Source organism: Kitasatospora sp. NPDC048365, from assembly GCF_043200835.1.
In the GTDB taxonomy this organism is placed as follows: domain Bacteria; phylum Actinomycetota; class Actinomycetes; order Streptomycetales; family Streptomycetaceae; genus Kitasatospora; species Kitasatospora terrestris.
On record NZ_JBICYJ010000009.1, the window covers coordinates 63598 to 79211 of the forward strand.

17 protein-coding genes are annotated in these 15614 nt (G+C 73.5%); 8 read left to right on the forward strand and 9 right to left on the reverse strand.

Features of this window, described 5'->3' with window-relative positions:
- Positions 1-260 precede the first annotated feature (260 nt).
- The 3 genes from ACGFX4_RS11515 to ACGFX4_RS11525 form a co-directional block, all read right to left on the reverse strand.
- On the reverse strand, positions 261-1511 hold the full coding sequence (locus tag ACGFX4_RS11515) for an IS701 family transposase (protein WP_393072078.1): 1251 nt from the start codon (positions 1509-1511) through the stop codon (positions 261-263).
- A 152-nt stretch (positions 1512-1663) separates the two neighbouring features.
- Positions 1664-3217, reverse strand: a complete 1554-nt coding sequence (locus ACGFX4_RS11520) for a glycerol-3-phosphate dehydrogenase/oxidase (RefSeq protein WP_393072080.1) — start codon at positions 3215-3217, stop codon at positions 1664-1666.
- Positions 3214-3792, reverse strand: coding sequence for a TetR/AcrR family transcriptional regulator (locus ACGFX4_RS11525; RefSeq protein WP_345695949.1), 579 nt, complete (start codon positions 3790-3792; stop codon positions 3214-3216). The genes ACGFX4_RS11520 and ACGFX4_RS11525 overlap by 4 nt, the downstream gene beginning before the upstream one ends.
- Before the next feature lie 20 nt (positions 3793-3812).
- Here ACGFX4_RS11525 and ACGFX4_RS11530 point away from each other — a divergent pair, with 20 nt between their 5' ends.
- Both ACGFX4_RS11530 and ACGFX4_RS11535 read left to right on the forward strand, forming a co-directional pair.
- Positions 3813-5444 carry an FAD-binding oxidoreductase gene (locus tag ACGFX4_RS11530; RefSeq protein ID WP_393072082.1) on the forward strand — a complete coding sequence of 544 codons (1632 nt, stop codon included), beginning with the start codon at positions 3813-3815 and terminating at the stop codon, positions 5442-5444.
- A 55-nt stretch (positions 5445-5499) separates the two neighbouring features.
- The gene (locus ACGFX4_RS11535) at positions 5500-6420 is read left to right on the forward strand and encodes a diacylglycerol kinase (RefSeq protein ID WP_393072375.1); all 921 of its coding nucleotides are present in this window, start codon (positions 5500-5502) and stop codon (positions 6418-6420) included.
- A gap of 38 nt (positions 6421-6458) precedes the next feature.
- Here the strand turns inward: ACGFX4_RS11535 and ACGFX4_RS11540 are convergent, their stop codons facing one another.
- The gene (locus tag ACGFX4_RS11540) at positions 6459-7328 is read right to left on the reverse strand and encodes an NAD-dependent epimerase/dehydratase family protein (protein ID WP_393072084.1); all 870 of its coding nucleotides are present in this window, start codon (positions 7326-7328) and stop codon (positions 6459-6461) included.
- 107 nt (positions 7329-7435) lie between these two features.
- Here ACGFX4_RS11540 and ACGFX4_RS11545 point away from each other — a divergent pair, with 107 nt between their 5' ends.
- Positions 7436-7948, forward strand: a complete 513-nt coding sequence (locus ACGFX4_RS11545; protein ID WP_393072086.1) for a MarR family winged helix-turn-helix transcriptional regulator — start codon at positions 7436-7438, stop codon at positions 7946-7948.
- A 21-nt stretch (positions 7949-7969) separates the two neighbouring features.
- Here the strand turns inward: ACGFX4_RS11545 and ACGFX4_RS11550 are convergent, their stop codons facing one another.
- The gene (locus ACGFX4_RS11550; RefSeq protein ID WP_393072088.1) at positions 7970-8851 is read right to left on the reverse strand and encodes an alpha/beta fold hydrolase; all 882 of its coding nucleotides are present in this window, start codon (positions 8849-8851) and stop codon (positions 7970-7972) included.
- 108 nt (positions 8852-8959) lie between these two features.
- The gene (locus tag ACGFX4_RS11555) at positions 8960-9721 is read right to left on the reverse strand and encodes an MBL fold metallo-hydrolase (protein ID WP_393072090.1); all 762 of its coding nucleotides are present in this window, start codon (positions 9719-9721) and stop codon (positions 8960-8962) included.
- A gap of 87 nt (positions 9722-9808) precedes the next feature.
- Here ACGFX4_RS11555 and ACGFX4_RS11560 point away from each other — a divergent pair, with 87 nt between their 5' ends.
- From ACGFX4_RS11560 to ACGFX4_RS11575, 4 genes are all read left to right on the forward strand, one after another.
- Complete coding sequence (locus ACGFX4_RS11560) at positions 9809-10684, forward strand: pirin family protein (protein ID WP_393072092.1); 876 nt, start codon at positions 9809-9811, stop codon at positions 10682-10684.
- A gap of 116 nt (positions 10685-10800) precedes the next feature.
- Positions 10801-11490, forward strand: a complete 690-nt coding sequence (locus ACGFX4_RS11565) for a TetR/AcrR family transcriptional regulator (RefSeq protein WP_393072094.1) — start codon at positions 10801-10803, stop codon at positions 11488-11490.
- A complete protein-coding gene (locus ACGFX4_RS11570; RefSeq protein WP_393072096.1) occupies positions 11487-12356 on the forward strand; it encodes a tetratricopeptide repeat protein in 870 nt (289 codons plus the stop codon). The genes ACGFX4_RS11565 and ACGFX4_RS11570 overlap by 4 nt, the downstream gene beginning before the upstream one ends.
- Before the next feature lie 36 nt (positions 12357-12392).
- Positions 12393-12647, forward strand: a complete 255-nt coding sequence (locus ACGFX4_RS11575) for a hypothetical protein (RefSeq protein ID WP_393072098.1) — start codon at positions 12393-12395, stop codon at positions 12645-12647.
- A 15-nt stretch (positions 12648-12662) separates the two neighbouring features.
- On the opposite strand, the gene ACGFX4_RS11580 is transcribed toward ACGFX4_RS11575, so the two are convergent.
- Complete coding sequence (locus ACGFX4_RS11580; protein ID WP_393072100.1) at positions 12663-13190, reverse strand: PadR family transcriptional regulator; 528 nt, start codon at positions 13188-13190, stop codon at positions 12663-12665.
- A gap of 111 nt (positions 13191-13301) precedes the next feature.
- Here ACGFX4_RS11580 and ACGFX4_RS11585 point away from each other — a divergent pair, with 111 nt between their 5' ends.
- Entirely contained in the window at positions 13302-14072 is a 771-nt protein-coding gene (locus tag ACGFX4_RS11585) for an alpha/beta fold hydrolase (RefSeq protein ID WP_393072102.1), read from the forward strand.
- A 67-nt stretch (positions 14073-14139) separates the two neighbouring features.
- Here the strand turns inward: ACGFX4_RS11585 and ACGFX4_RS11590 are convergent, their stop codons facing one another.
- Both ACGFX4_RS11590 and ACGFX4_RS11595 read right to left on the reverse strand, forming a co-directional pair.
- A complete protein-coding gene (locus ACGFX4_RS11590) occupies positions 14140-14880 on the reverse strand; it encodes a Mut7-C RNAse domain-containing protein (protein ID WP_393072104.1) in 741 nt (246 codons plus the stop codon).
- 92 nt (positions 14881-14972) lie between these two features.
- A complete protein-coding gene (locus ACGFX4_RS11595; protein WP_393072106.1) occupies positions 14973-15575 on the reverse strand; it encodes an isochorismatase family protein in 603 nt (200 codons plus the stop codon).
- Positions 15576-15614: the final 39 nt, after the last annotated feature.

Genomic DNA, 15614 nt, shown 5'->3' on the forward strand with positions numbered 1-15614 from the left:
CCCGCCCGGGGACGGACTTCACCGAAGAAGCGTGCCGTGCGGACGTCGGTTGCCCTGCCCGGGCGGTGCTGCGGCTCACCGCCTAGTGCTCCAGCAGGACTTCGACGTTTTGCCTGTTCAGAGGGCTGCGCGGCGAGTGTAGTGGGCTGGCGCCCATCAGGGGCGGTCTTCAACAGACCGCCCCTCGATCGTGTGTAGCCGTCGTTGGTAGTGACAGCGTCGGGCGACGGCTTGGCGCTGTCGGCGCCAAGTGGACCAGTTCAAAGCGTGAGCGCGGGACGAGCACCGTGGCGGACACGGACCGTGGGAACGGCCGCCTGCCAGGAGTCGCCGGATCTCTGCCACGGTGAGGTCGACCAGGGCGCGGGAACCGTTTCTGCAGCCCCCTTTGATGCCGCAGCGGCCATCGCGGCCAGGAAGGCGTGCGCGAGCATGGCCAGGGTGATGTGCCGCATCCACCCGGTGTAACGGCGGACCTCGTACTGGTCCAGGCCGCACTCGTTCTTCGCCGCCTGGAAGCACTCCTCGATCGCCCAGCGCGTTCCGGCGATCCGCACCAACTCATCCACGGTCGTGTCGAGTTGTGCATATGCGAGGTAGTAAGCGATCTCGTCCGGTTTGCTCAGACTGCGACGGGCCAGCGCCCACCGCCGGCGAACCGGGCTCTCGTCCTGATAGTCGAACTCCGCCACCGCCGGCAGCCGGATGGCCGCCCAGTCGTAGACGCGTGGCCCCTTGGCGCCGTTCCCGCACGAGATCTGCTCCCATGCCTGCTCCGGGGCCTGGTCGAACAGCCAGTCGATGCGTGGACAGCCCACGCTGAACTGGGACTTGGGCACTGCCAGTACGTAGCCGACGCCGGACTGTTCCAGGAGTCGGCGGAAACGTCCTTCCTGGCCGTATGCCGAGTCCGCGGTGACCCAGGCGATGGGCAAGTCGGAGGCGAGTGCGCGCAGGACCAGGGCCTTGGCGAGGCTGCCCTTGGTGCGGAAGTCCCGTTCGTCGGGGATTTTCGCCGCGCGGCAGCGCTCCCGGTCCTCGGTCCAGGACTTGGGCAGGTAGAGCTCGCGGTCGACCAGGGCTCGGCCGCGGGTGGAGGCGTAGGCGGCGAAGACGCCGATCTGGCAGTTCTCGGTGCGGCCGGCGGTGCCGGAGTATTGGCGTTGCACGCCGGCGGAGGTGGTGCCCTTCTTGACGAAGCCGGTGTCGTCGATGATCAGGACTCCGTCGGCTTCGCCGAGGTGTTGGGCGACGTAGTGCTGGAGCTCGTCGCGGATGTCGTCCGCGTCCCAGCGGGCGCCGGCGAGCAAGTGCTGGAGGACGTCGGGGGTGGCGTGGCCGGCGTATTCGGCCAGCTGCCAGCCGTTCTTGCGGCCGACTGGGCCGAGCAGGCCGCGGACGTAGTCGCGCATCCGGCGGCGCGGCTCCACGCGGCTGAAGCGGTGGCCGACGCGGAGGAAGAGGTCTTCGAGTTCGTTGTCCCAGGTCTCGGCTGCAGACTCGTTGATCACGGCGGGAGCCTGCCCCCGACGCTGTCACTACCAACGACGGCTACACACGATCGAGGGGCGGTCTGTTGAAGACCGCCCCTGATGGGCGCCAGCCCACTAGACTCGCCGCGCAGCCCTCTGAACAGGCAAAACGTCGAAGTCCTGCTGGAGTACTAGGAAGCGCGCAGGTCCGCGTGGGTGAGGATCTCCTCGACGGTGGGGCGGGCCAGGTCGGCGTCGGTGGGGACGAGGGCGAGGCGGGTGCGGCGTTCGAGGATGTCGGCGGCGTCGAGGGCGCCTTCGTGGGTGAGGGCGTACTCGATCTCGGCGCGGGTGACGTCGAGGCCGTCGGCGACGGGGTCGAGCGGGCGGGCGACGGTGGCGGTGGCGAGGACGTCGCCGGCGGCGCCGCCATGGCGGGCGAGCAGGGAGGCGGGGAGGGCCGGGTCGGCGGGGAGGCTCGCGGGGTGGGCGGGCGCGCCGACGAGGGGGAGCCGGGTGGTGCGGCAGGGCCCGGCGGTGAGGGAGCGCAGGCGGACCGCGGTGTCGACGGCGTCCTGGGCCATCCGCCGGTAGGTGGTGAGTTTGCCGCCGACGACGGTGATGACGCCGGTGGGGGATTCGAGGACGGCGTGGCGGCGGGAGAGGTCGGCGGTGGCGCCGTCGCCGGTGTCGATGAGGGGGCGCAGCCCGGCGAAGGCGCCGCGGACGTCGGCCCGGGTGAGGGAGGTCCGCAGGGCGGTGTTGACGGTGGCGAGCAGGAACTCGATCTCGCCGTCGGTGGGTTCGGGGACGTCGGGGACCGGCCCGGGGGCGGCCTCGTCGGTGAGGCCGAGGACGACGCGGCCGAGTTGCTGGGGGAGGGCGAAGACGAAGCGGCTGGTGGAACCGGGCACGGGGACGGTGAGCGCGGCGGTGGGGTTGCCGAGCGCGGCGGCGTCGAAGACCAGGTGGGTGCCGCGGCTGGGGCGCAGCCGGATCGCGGGGTCGACGTCGCCGGCCCAGACGCCGGTGGCGTTGAGGACGGCGCGGGCGGTGACGGTGACGCTCTCGCCGGTGAGGGTGTCGGTGAGGGTGGCGGCGGTGCCGGTGACGTCGGTGGCGCGGACCCGGGTGAGGACGCGGGCGCCGTGCTGGGCGGCGGTGCGGGCGAGGGCGACCACCAGCCGTGCGTCGTCGACGAGTTGGCCGTCGTGGGCGACGAGTGCGCCGCCGAGGCCCTCGGTGCGGACGGCGGGGACGAGGCGGGCGGTCTCGGCGGCGTCGATCCGGCGGACGCGGGGGAGGATCCGGGCGGGGGTGCGGGCGCTGATCCGCAGGGCGTCGCCGGCGAGGAAGCCGAGGTGGACGAGGGCGGCCTGGCCGCGGCCCACCGAGGGGAGCAGCGGGACGAGTTGGGGCAGCGCGCGGATCAGGTGGGGCGCGGTGCGGGTCATCAGGATGCCGCGTTCGACGGCGCTCTCGTGGGCGACGCCGATGCGGCCGGAGGCGAGGTAGCGCAGGCCGCCGTGGACCAGTTTGGAGCTCCAGCGGCTGGTGCCGAAGGCGAGGTCGTGGGCTTCGACGAGGACGGTGCGCAGGCCGCGGGAGGCGGCGTCGAGCGCGGCGCCGGCGCCGGTCACCCCGCCGCCGACGACCAGGACGTCGACGGTCGCGCCGTCGCCGAGGTCGGCGAGGTCGGCGGCCCGGCGGCGGGCGTTGAGCGCGGTGCTGGCGGTGGGGGTCACGGCGCGAGGTATCCGTTCAGTGCGGTGGCCAGTTCGCGGCGCCAGGCGTGCTCGGGGAGCAGGGTGGCGACCATGCGGTGGGACTGGACGGTGGACTGGGCGATGAGCAGGACCATGGCGGCGAGTTCGGTGGGCTCGCCCGGGCGGATGGAGCCGTGCCGCTGGCCGGCCTCGATGCCGGTGCGCAGGGTGTCGAGGAGTCGGTGCTGGCTGGTGCCGAGCCGGTCGACGACGTACTCGAAGAGGGTGTCGGAGTCGGAGTGGAGCAGGGCGCCGAGCAGGGGGTGGTCGCGGAGTCGGACGGCGACCTCGACGACGGTGGCAGTGAAGGACTCGCGGTCGTCGCCGGCGGGCACCACGTCCTGGTAGGAGGCGGCGATCTCGCGGGTGAGGAGGGCGCCGATGACGGCGCGGACGTCGGGCCAGCGGCGGTAGACCGTGGGGCGGCTGACGCCGGCCCGCCGGGCGATCTCGGACAGCTGGGTGCGCTGGACGCCGAGCTGGAGGATCAGTTCGGCGGCGGCGTCCAGGATCGCGTCGTCGGTGCTGCGCGGCTCATCGTTACGACTTGACATGATGCGTAATACTGTAACGCATGGCACCTGAGACCACGCAAACCGGCCGCGCCGCCCTTCCGCTCCCCCCGATGAAGTGGGACGCCTGGGGCGACCCGGACCTCGCCAAGCCGCTGTCCGACGACATCAAGGGGCTGCTGGCCGCCGCCCTCGGCGTCACCGGCGGCGACGGCGAGGCGCTGACGGCCGAGCAGGTGGTCCTGACCCCCTCGCGGCTGGCGAAGGAGGACGCCGAGGCGCTGGCCGCCGCGGTCGGCGCCGAGTGGCTGTCGACCGCGGACGCCGACCGCCTTCCCCGCTCCGGCGGCAAGTCCACCCCCGACCTGCTGCGCCGCCGCAGCCGCGAGCCGCAGGACGCGCCGGACGCCGTGCTGCTGCCCGGCACCGAGGAGGAGATCGCCGCCGTCCTCGCGCTGTGCGCCGAGCGCCGGATCGCGGTCGTCCCGTTCGGCGGCGGCACCAGCGTGGTCGGCGGCGTGGACCCCGAGCGCGGCCCGTTCACCGCCGTGGTCTCGCTCGACCTGCGCCGCTTCGACCGGCTGCACGAGCTGGACGAGGTCTCCGGCGAGGCGGTCCTCGGCGCCGGCCTGACCGGCCCGCGCGCCGAGGAACTGCTCGGTGAACGCGGCTGGGAGCTCGGCCACTTCCCGCAGAGCTTCCGGTACGCGACCATCGGCGGCTTCGCCGCCACCCGCTCCTCCGGCCAGGACTCGGCCGGCTACGGCCGCTTCGACGACATGGTCTCCGGCCTTCGGGTGGTCACCCCCGCCGGCACCCTGGACCTCGGCCGCGCCCCCGCCTCCGCCGCCGGCCCCGACCTGCGCGAGCTCTTCCTCGGCTCCGAGGGCGTGCTCGGCATCATCACCGCCGTCCGCCTGCGGGTCCACCGCAAGCCCGAGGCCACGGTGTACGCGGCCTGGAGCTTCCCCGACTTCGCGACCGGCGCCGCCGCGCTGCGCGCCGTCGAGCAGCAGGGCACCGGCCCGACCGTGATCCGGCTCTCCGACGAGGCCGAGACCGCGATCAACCTGGCCATGACCGACAAGATCGGCGGCGCCACCGTGACCGGCGGCTGCCTGGCCGTCACCCTGTTCCAGGGCAAGGTGGAGCACACCGTCCTCCGGGACGAGGCGACCGCCCTGCTGCTCGCCGAGGCGGGCGGCACGCCGCTGGGTCCGGATGCGGCCACCGCCTGGGAGCACGGCCGGTTCAACGCCCCCTACCTGCGCGACGCGCTGCTGGACGCGGGCGCCCTCTGCGAAACCCTGGAGACCGCCACCAGTTGGGCCAACCTGGCCAAGCTGAAGGCCGCCGTCACCGAGGCGCTGCAGTCCGCGCTGCGCGAGACCGGCACCGAGTCGCTGGTGATGTGCCACATCTCGCACGTCTACCCGACCGGCGCCTCGCTGTACTTCACCGTGGTGGCCGCCCAGCGCGGCGACGCGCTCGCCCAGTGGGGGCTGGCCAAGCGGGCCGCCTGCGACGCGATCATGGCGAACGGCGGCACCATCACCCACCACCACGCGGTCGGTGCCGACCACCGGCCGTGGCTGGAGCAGGAGATCGGCGAGCTCGGCGTGCGCATCCTGCGCGCCGTCAAGGAGACCGTGGACCCGGCCGGGATCCTCAACCCCGGCAAGCTCATCCCGTGAGACCCGCGGGCGGGCCCGGCAACCACGCAGGGGAGAGCGGAAGTTGGCGACGGACATGAACCAGCGGACGATCGGGCGGGTGGTCCTGCTGTCCAATCCGGCGGCCGGGGGCGGGCACGCCGAGCGGGCGGCGGCGCGGGCCGCGGCCCGGCTGCGGGCGGGCGGCGTCCAGGTGCTCAACATCTCCGGGGCCGACCCGCAGGACGCCCTGCGGCTGGCCAGGGAGACGGTGGCCCGGGGTGTCGAGCAGGGCGGGGTGGACGCGCTGGTCGCGGTCGGCGGTGACGGCATGGTGCACCTGGCCGTGCAGGCGCTGGCCGGCAGCGGGATCCCGTTCGGCCTGATCCCGGCCGGTACCGGCAACGACCTGGCCCGGGAGTACGGGCTGCCGATCGGCGACCCGGAGGCGGCCGCCGACGTGGTCGCCGAGGGCCGGGTCCGCACCGTGGACCTGGGCCGGATCGAGGACGCCGACGGCGCGGTGCGGTACTTCGCCACCGTGCTGGCGGTCGGCTTCGACTCGCTGGTCAGCGACCGGGTCAACCGGCTGACCTGGCCGCGCGGCCGGATGCGCTACAACCTGGCCATCCTGGTCGAGTTGGCGAACCTGCGGCCGCTGCCGTTCAAGCTGGTGCTGGACGGCGAGACGGTCCTGGTCCGCGACCTGACCCTGGCGGCGGTCGGCAACACCCGCAGCTACGGCGGCGGGATGTCGATCTGCCCGGGCGCCGACCCCGGCGACGGGACGTTCGACCTGACGCTGATCGGCGCGATGAAGCGGTCCAAGCTGATCCGCTTCTTCCCGACGGTGTTCAAGGGCACCCACGTCCGCCACCAGGAGGTGGACGTCCGGCGGGCGTCCACCGTGCGGATCGAGTCCCCCGGCATCACGGCGTACGCGGACGGTGAGTTCGTCGCCCCGCTGCCGGTGGACGTGGGGGTGGCCCGGCACGCCCTGGGAGTGCTGGTCCCATGAGCGCACCGGGCCGGTAGGGCAACGGTCCTGAGGGGGCGTCAGGAACCGTTGGCCAGCTCGGAGACCGCGTCCTCGTGGCGCGGCTTCCAGCCGAGGCGGTCGCGGGCGGCCTGCCCGCTCACCGCCTGGTCGAGGGCGAGGGCGTCGGCGAACAGCGCGCCCACCGCGGCCGCCGCCTCCTCCAGCGGCCACAGGGCCGGCGCGGTGACCACGCCCGCCGCGCGGCCGGCGGCGCCCGCCAGCTCGCGGACCGGGACGGCCGCCTGGGTCACGCCGTGCCAGAGCGAACCGGCCTCGGCCCGCTCCGCCGCCAGCGTGAACAGCTCCGCCAGGTCGTCCACCTGGACCATCGGCCAGCGCACGCCCTCGGCGCCGGTGTACTTCGGCTCGCCGTGCTCGCGGGCCAGGTTACCCAGCAGCGCGGGGATGCCGCCGCCGCGCCCGAACACGATGCCCGGCCGGATCACCACCGCGCGCACCCCGTCGGTGGCCGTGACCAGCACCTGCTGCTCGATCTCCGGCCGGTAGCCGACGATCGGCAGCGGGTTGACCGGCGCGTCCTCGCCGACCGGCTCCACGCCGGTGGCGCCGAGCACCCAGACGCCGCTGGTGTACACGAAGGCCCGGTCGGTACCGCGCAGCGGGGCGGTCAGCGCGTCGATCGCCGCCGCGTCCACCGCCTGGTCGCCGCTGGGCACGCCCGCGTGGATCACCGCGTCGATGTCGGCGGTGACCGCCGCACCGAGCGCGGCCGGGTCGGTCAGGTCGGCAACCCGCTTCTCGTACGGAAGTTCGCCCTTGCCGGCCGCGTCGCGGACGAGCGCGACGACCTCGTGGCCGGTCCGGGTGAGGTTCTCGGCAATGGCGGATCCGATGTAGCCGGTCGCGCCGATGAGCAGGATCTTCACAGTAGCCCCCACGTGAATCGCTGATCGAATATTTCGATGTCGAAACTATAGGCAGGCCCTGTCGCAAGAGTCAAATATTTCGACGTGGAAATGTTAGACTGCAGGTCATGAGCGACCTTGACCTGCAGCGCGACGGAGTCGACGCGATCATCCAGCAGTGGAACACCGTCAGACCCGACCTCGACGTCTCCCCGATGGCCGTCGTCGGCCGGCTCTCCCGGGCGTCCCGCCTCCTCGAACGGAGCGTGAAGGACACCCTCGGCGCCCAGGGCGTCGAACCCTGGGAGTTCGACGTCCTCGCCACCCTCCTGCGATCCGGACCGCCCCACGTCCTCAGCGCCGGCGCCCTCAGCAGCGCCGCCATGGTCAGCTCCGCCGCCCTCACCAACCGGATCGACCGGCTCGTCGAGAAGGGCCTCGTCGACCGCGCCCTCGACCCCGACCACCGGCGCCGGATGCTCATCTCCCTCACCGAGCAGGGCCTGCGCCTCGTCAACGAGGCCGCCGACCACCACCTCGCCAACGAACGCACCCAGCTCGCCGGCCTCACCGACGACGAACAGCAGCAACTCGCCACCCTGCTGCGCCGCCTCCTGGTCTCCCTCGGCGACGAGGCGTAGCGCCTGCGCGCACGCCGACGATCAGAGCCGGCGGGCCAGGAAGTCGCGGATCAGGGCGGCGATCTCCGGTCCGTGGGTCTCCAGGGCGAAGTGGCCGGCGTCGAGGAGGTGGATCTCGGCGTCGGGGAGGTCGCGGGCGAAGGCGGCCGCGCCGTCCGGCCCGAAGATCTCGTCGTTGCGGCCCCAGGCGACCAGCGTCGGCGGCCGGTGGGTGCGGAAGTACTCCTGGAAGGCCGGGTAGCCGACCAGGTTGAACTGGTAGTCCCAGAACAGCTGGAGCTGGATCTCCCGGTTGCCGGGCCGGTCCAGCCCCGCCTGGTCGAGGGTCCAGGTGTCGGGGGAGAGGCGGTCGAGCCGGTCGGCGGGCACCCCGTGGGCGTACTGCCAGCGGGTGGCGTCGGCGGTCAGCAGCTCCCGGACGGCCCCCTCGTTCGCCGCCCGGTCCTTCGCGTGGGCGAACAGCACGTCCCAGAACGGGGTGAAGCCCTCCAGGTACGCGTTGCCGCTCTGGCTGATCAGCGCGGTGACCCGCTCGGGGTGCTTCGCCGCGATCCGCAGGCCGATCGGCGCGCCGTAGTCCTGGAGGTAGAGGGCGAAGTGGTCGACGCCGAGGGTGTCGAGCAGCGCCAGGGTGTACTCGGTGAGGGTGTCGAAGCTGTACGGGAACTCCTCGACCGGCGGGGTGTCGGACTGCCCGAAGCCCAGGTGGTCGGGGGCGATCAGGTGGTACGAGTCGGCGAGGTCGCGCAGCAGGTTGCGGAACATCGACGAGCTGCTGGGGAAGCCGTGCAGCAGGACCAGGGTCGGGGCGGCCGGGTCGCCGGCCTCCCGGTAGAAGATCGACCGGCCGTCGACCTCGACGGTGTGGTGCCGGACCTCGGTGGACGCGCTGGTGGCGGACATGCCGTGACTCCTCGGGTGAGGTGGTGCCGTGGTGTTCCGGGGCGGGTGGTGCTGTCGGTGTTCCGGGTTGGTTGGTGGGTGTGGCCGGGTCGGTGACTCGGCGGCCGGTCAGAGCCGGGTGGGGACGCCCGGGGTCAGGCGGCGCAGCCGACCGGCCAGGTCGGGTGCGGCGAACGCCTCGGCGATCCGGGCCGGGTCCTCGGCCAGGTGCTCCCAGGACTCGTAGTGGACCGGGACGACCGTGCGGGCACGGAGCGTTCGGGCCAGTTCGGCGCCCTCGGCGGCGCTGAGCGAGAAGCGCCGGTCGCCGGTGGACGGGAAGTGCGCGTCGCCCAGGTGCAGGAACGCGGTGTCGATCGCGTACCGCTCGCCGATCTCGGCCAGCGCCTCGTGCCGGACGGTGTCGCCGGAGAGGTAGAGCGTGCCGCCGTCGTACTCGACGACGAAGCCGGTGACCGGACCGGTGACCTGCTCGGTGCCGGCGGGTCCGTGCCGGGCGGGGGTGGCGGTGACGGTGACGGTGGTCGTGCCGACGGTGATCCGCCGGCTCTGCCAGGGGGCGAGGCCGACGGCGGTGCCGCCGAGGCGTCCGGCGGCCTCGGGCGTGGTGAGGACGGTCGCAGCCCGGGTGAGCACCCGGCGGCCGGAGGCGTCCAGGTTGTCGTGGTGCTGGTCGTGCGAGAGCAGCACCAGGTGGATCGGCGGCAGGTCGTCGGCGGTGAGCGCCGGTCCGGTGAGGCGGCGCAGCGGCCGGGCCGCCGGGTAGTCGGCGGGCCCCGGGTCGAACGCAGGGTCGGTGAGGACCGTGAGGTCGCCGATCCGGAGCAGGACGGTGGCGGTGCCGATGTGGGTGGCGGTGAGGGTGGGCATGAGGAAAAAACTAAACGGATCAGTTCAGTTTGTCAACGGAACGGTTCAGTCTTGACGGTGAACTAGTTGGTGTAGTTCATTCGTCCCATGACTTCCACCGTCCCAGCGGCTCGACAGGTCGAGCGCGTCGTCAGCCCGTTCCACACCTACGAGGGCGCCGGCTTCCCGGTCCGCCGGCCCTTCCCGACCGGCGAACTCCCCTTCCTCGACCCGTTCCTGATGGTCGACCAGGTCGGTCCGGTCGACCTCGCCCCCGGCGAGGCCAAGGGCGCGCCCCCGCACCCCCACCGCGGGTTCGCGACCATCCAGTACGTGATCGCCGGCGACATCGCCAACGCCGACTCGCGCGGCCACCGCGCCGTCGTCCGGGCCGGCGGCGTCCAGTGGCTCACCGCGGGCTCCGGGATCGTCCACGAGGCCCTGCCCACCGAGGAGTTCCTCGCCGCGGGCGGCCGGCAGCACCTGCTGCAGATCTGGGTCAACCTGCCCGCCCGGCACAAGTGGACCGAACCCGTGAGCCAGAACGCCGACGCCGCCGACCTGCCCGTCGTCACCACCCCCGACGGCGCCCACCTCACCGTCATCGCGGGCACCACCCACGGTGCGACCGGCCCGTTCGCGTCCGTCACCCCCGTGCTCGTCGTGCACGCCCGGCTCGCCGCCGGCGGCCGCGCCGCCTTCACCGCACCCGCCGGACACAACGCCGCCGTGTACGCGATGACCGGCGCCGCCCGCGTCGGCGACGTCCCGCTGCCCGACGGACACCTCGCCGCCCTCGACCGCGACGGGGAGCACTTCACCGTCCACGCCGACGGCGGACCGGCCGAGGTCCTGGTCCTCGCCGGCGAACCGATCGGCGAACCCGTCGCGCGCAGCGGCCCGTTCGTGATGAACACCGCCGCCGAACTCCGCCAGGCGGAGAAGGACTTCGCCCTCGGCCGGATGGGACGGATGGACGGGTGAGCGTCCCGGCCCGCACGGCGGGTGTCACCGCAGGTCCGGCGCCCGCCGCCGTTGCCGACCGAACGGTTCAGTTTATACTCTGGCGCCCAGACGCAGCGACCCCGGAGGACCACCCCATGGCAGCCGGCACCGGCCAGGACCCGACCGACGAGTACGGCATCCCGATCATCCCCGACCCGGCCGACGCCGCCTCCCGCAAGCGCCGGGCGATCATCGACGCCGCCCTCGCCGAATTCCTGGCGGAGGGCTACTCGGCGGCCTCCATGGACGCCATCACCGCCAAGTCAGGCGTCTCCAAGGCCACCATCTACAAGCACTTCGGCAGCAAGGAACGCCTCTTCCTCGCCGTCGTCGGGGGCCTCCTCCCCAGGACGTACGCCGACCTCGCACCCGCCGGCGCCACCATCGCCGCCGCACCCGACGTCCGCACCGGACTCGTCCGGCACGCAAGCGAGTTGGCCCGCATCCTGCTCCGGCCCGAGATCATGTCGCTGCGCCGCCTCGTCATCGGCGAGATCGACCGCTTCCCGCAGCTCGGCCAGCTCTGGTACCGCGTCACCTACGACATGAACAACGGCCCGCTGATCGAGGCCCTCACCGAACTCACCGCCACCGGCGCGCTGCACGTCCCCGACCCCGAACTCGCCGTCCAGCAACTCGTCGCCGCCACCGTCGGCATCCCCCAGCTCGTCCAGACCTTCGCCCCCGCCACCGAACCCGACGCCACCGCCCTCACCACCACCATCGAGTCCGGCGTCGACCTCTTCCTCGCCCGCTACGCGGCCGTGGCGGGAGGCGGGAAGTGAGCACCGAGGCTTCTCCCGGTACCGACGCGGACCTCGCCGAGCTCATCGCCCGTGGCGAACGAGGTGAGCCGGCGGCCGTGCTGCGGCTGCTCTCCGAGCTGTCGGGCGTGGCGGCTGCGGCGTGGGCCGTGCCCGCCGCCGTCGACGGGGAGGAGAAGGGACGGCACAGACTGCAGCAGCTGATGCCGGAGCTCCTGAGCGCCGCGAATTCCGGTGACAGCAAGGCGCAGTGCCTCCTCGGTGCGGCGGCGCTGGAGATCGACGAGGACTTCGCCGCCGCCGCGCACTGGTTCGGGCTTGCCGCGGAGGCGCGCTTCGCGGAAGGGCTGCGCGGACTGGGACTGCTGTACATGGCAGGGGCCGGTGTGGAGCGGGACCTGGCGCGGGCCGCCGAGTTCTTCGGTGCGGCGGCCGAACTGGGCGACGGCGTCGCCGCTTTCAACCTCTCGGTCTGCTGCTCCCGGGGCCTCGGCGTCCCGGTCGACCAGGGCAGAGCCTGGGAACTGATGCAGCTCGCCGCGGACCTCGGGCGGGTGGAGGCCGATGCCGAGATCGCCGACCGGCTCGCCGGGGAGGGGCGGCGCGAGGAGGCCCTCGGGCGGTACGTGACGGCGGCGGCCGGCGGGCACGTCGACGCCGCGCTCACGGCGGCGCGGTGGTTCCGCGACGGTGTCGGTACGACCCCCGACCCCGTCCAGGCGCTGCGCTGGTTCCTGGACCTGATGAGTCTCGGCGACATGAGCGGTGTCCACGAGTGCCACCTGCTCGCGGCCACCGCCTCGGTCGAGCAGATCCTCGAGGCGGGAAGGCTCGCGCGGCAGGAGCGGTACGCCGAGACGCTCGCCGAGCGCCGCCGGGGAAACTGATCGGCAGGGGCCGGGCCTTCGGATTACGGTGCGGGCATGGTGAATTTCGTACTGGTGGCGGGGGCCACGCTGACCGAGCCCGCCGTGCTGACCCGGCCGCTGGCCGAGCTCCCGGCGACGTACCTCGCGTGCGAGCCGGCCGGGATCGACGGGGTCGAACTCGACGACGAGGTGGCCGGGTTGGTGGACGCCGGGCACTGGCGGCTGGTGGTGATGGAGACCGGCCACTGGCCGATGTTCTCGCGGCCGGAGGAGCTGGCGGACCTGCTGGTCGACACTGCCGGCGGCTGACCGGCGGGTGGTGGCCTACTGCTCGTCGAGGGTGGCCAGGGTGTCGGCGAGCCAGGTGAGTTCGGCCTGGGTGGTGGCGCGGGCGATGCGGAGGATGCCGCTGCGGAAGGGGTCGGCGATGTCCTCGGCGCGCAGGGGGTGGCCGTCCTCGTAGAAGAAGCTGGCGGGTTCGTGGAGGAAGGCGAGCCGGCGGCGGAGGACGGCGGCCTGTTCGGCGGGGTGGTCGAGGTGGCGCAGGAAGGCGAGGACGGTGAACCAGCGGTTCTCGTCGCTGATGTCCAGCTGCTCGGGCTCGCGCAGGTGATGGAGGAGCGCGTCGCGTCCGGCCGGGGTGAGGTGGAGGGTGTGGCGGGGGGCGGCGGCGCTGCCGGGTTCGGTCTCGCGGACGAGCAGGCCGTCGGACTCGAGGCGCTTGATCGCGGGGTAGAGGGTGCCGTCGCTGATGGGCCGGACGTGTCCGGTGAGGGCGGCGAGGTGGCGGCGCAGCTCGTAGCCGTGCAGCGGCTGGTCGTGGAGGAACCCGAGGATCGCGAGCTTGAGCATGCGGCCATGCTGTCAGATCCGCGCCGAGCCATATATCGGCATCGGTATACCTCGGCTTCGAGGTATGGTTGCGGCGCCGAGGACGAGACCGCGACCGAAGGAGAGTCGGCCATGCGCCATGCCCCCGTGACCCCGAACGGCGATCTGATCCGCTGGATCGAGATCCCCGGCAGCGGGCCGTCCACCCGCCTGTACCTGCACGGGCTCGGCGCGAGTTCGCCGGTGTACTGGGCGGCCGCGGCCGCCCATCCGCTGCTGACCGGGCACCGTTCGCTGCTGCTGGACCTGCTGGGCTTCGGCATCAGCGACCGCCCGACGGACTTCGGCTACACGCTGGAGGAGCACGCCGACGCGGTGGCCCTCGCACTGGAGTCGGCCGGCGTGGAGGGCGCGGAGGTGGTCGCGCACAGCCTGGGCGGCGCGGTGGCGATCCTGCTGGCGGCGCGTCACCCGCACCTGGTGTCGCGGCTGGTGCTGGTCGACTCGGTGCTGGACCCGGCGCCGCCGGTGCTCACGCCGGGCGGTTCCGGGATCGCGAGCTGCACCGAGGAGGAGTTCCTGGCGCACGGCTGGGCGCGGACCGAGGCGCGGGTCGGGCCGACCTGGTGGGCGACGATGCGGCTGGCGGGCCGGGTGGCGCTGTACCGCACCACCGTGCACCGCGGCCGCGGGACGGTGCCCGGGCTGCGGGAGCAGCTGTCGGGGCTGTCCGTCCCGCGGACGTTCCTGCACCCGGAGGCGGACGGCGCGCCGGCGGGCGCGGCGGAGCTGGCGGCCGCGGGGGTGGTGATCCGGGCGGTGCCGGACTGCGGCCACAACATCATGTTCGACAACCCCGAGGGCTTCGCCCGCGCCACCGCCGAGGCGCTGGCCGGCCGGTGACGGTGACGGTGACGGTGACGGTGGGGACGGGGCCGGATCCGGGCTGACGGCCGGCGGCCGGCGACTGTCAGGCGGGGACGGCGCCGGGCGTGCCGAAGTCGCGCAGGGCCTCGTCGACGATCTCGTTGAGCCGGGCGTGGTGGGCGCCGCGCCAGTAGACCTGGGCGCAGGCGGTGCACTGGGCGAAGGCGTCGTACGCGTGCTGGGTGCCGTCCAGCAGCTGCCGGTGCACCGTCTCCTTGGCTGCCGGGCGGAGCGTTCCGTTGCAGGCCGTGCACCTGGTCCACGGGGCGAGCGGGGGCGCGAACCGGGAGAGGACGTCCCTGAGCTGGTCGGCGGGGCGGTGGCTGTAGACGTAGGCGCCCGCCCAGAGCTCGCGTCGGCGCAGCAGACCGCGGTCGCGGGAGAGCAGCACGCGCTGCTCGGCCGCCGAGCGGGCGGCCAGCGCGGCGTCGCCGATGTCCGGGTTCTCGTACGCCGCGTCGATGCCGAGCAGCCGCAGCCTGCGGGTGAGCGTCCCGAGGTGGACGTCGAGCAGGAAGCGGGTCGGGCCGGCGACGGGCTGGGGCCTGGCCACGCTCCGCACCTCGATCTCCTCGCTGCCGCGGGGGATGTGCGAGGTGTCGGCCGGCCGGCCGTCGACGAGCAGCGTGCCGACCTCGGTGAGCGGGACTCCGAGGGACTCCACGACGTGGCCGAGCGTCGAGGCGCCGTCGGTGCGCACCGCGGACCGCCCCGTCCGCCGCGCCGAGGCGACGAAGAGGTGCAGCTCGGGAGCGAAGCTGATCCAGATCTCCGGTCTCTCCACGGGGCCAGCATGCCAGCGTGCGGCGGGCCGCGGCCAACGGTTTCCGCGCCTTCGCCGCCGGAGGCCCGCTCGGGCGGCGGAGGGGGCGCAGGTCAGCCGGTGAGGGCGTCGATGCTCGGGACGACCACACCGAACAGATCGGCGACGGTGGTCAGTGCCGCGGCCTGGAGTGCCGCGGCGGAGACCGTGCTGCCGTCGGGGGCGGTGAGCGGGCGGGTGGCGGTGGCGTCGGCGACCACGGTGGGCCGGTAGCCGCGGACGAACGCGCCCTGGGCGGTGAACTGGACGCACATGTGGGTCATGAACCCGGCCAGCACCAGTTCGGGGCCGGCGCCGAGGTTCTTCAGGGTCTCCTCCAGCACGGTGGCGTGGAAGGCGTCGGGGGTCTGCTTGACGACCACGGGCTCGCCGTCCTGCGGTGCGACCTCGGCGCTGATCGCCCCGATCTCGGCGCGGATGTCGTACGGGGTGCCCTCGCCGCCGTCGTTGACCACGTGCACGACGGGGATGCCGGCGGTGCGGGCGGCGGCGAGCAGCCGGGCCCCGGCGGCGAGGGCGGCCTCGGCGCCGTCGAGGGCCATCACGCCCTCGCGGTAGGTGTTCTGGTAGTCGATCAGGACCAGCGTGGCGTCGGCGAGGCGCGGCGGGCGGTTGTCGAGGCCGCTGACCTCGCGCAGGGTGGCGGAGGCGGTCATGGTGGTGCTCCTTCGGTCGTGGGTGTTCGCGGGCACGGC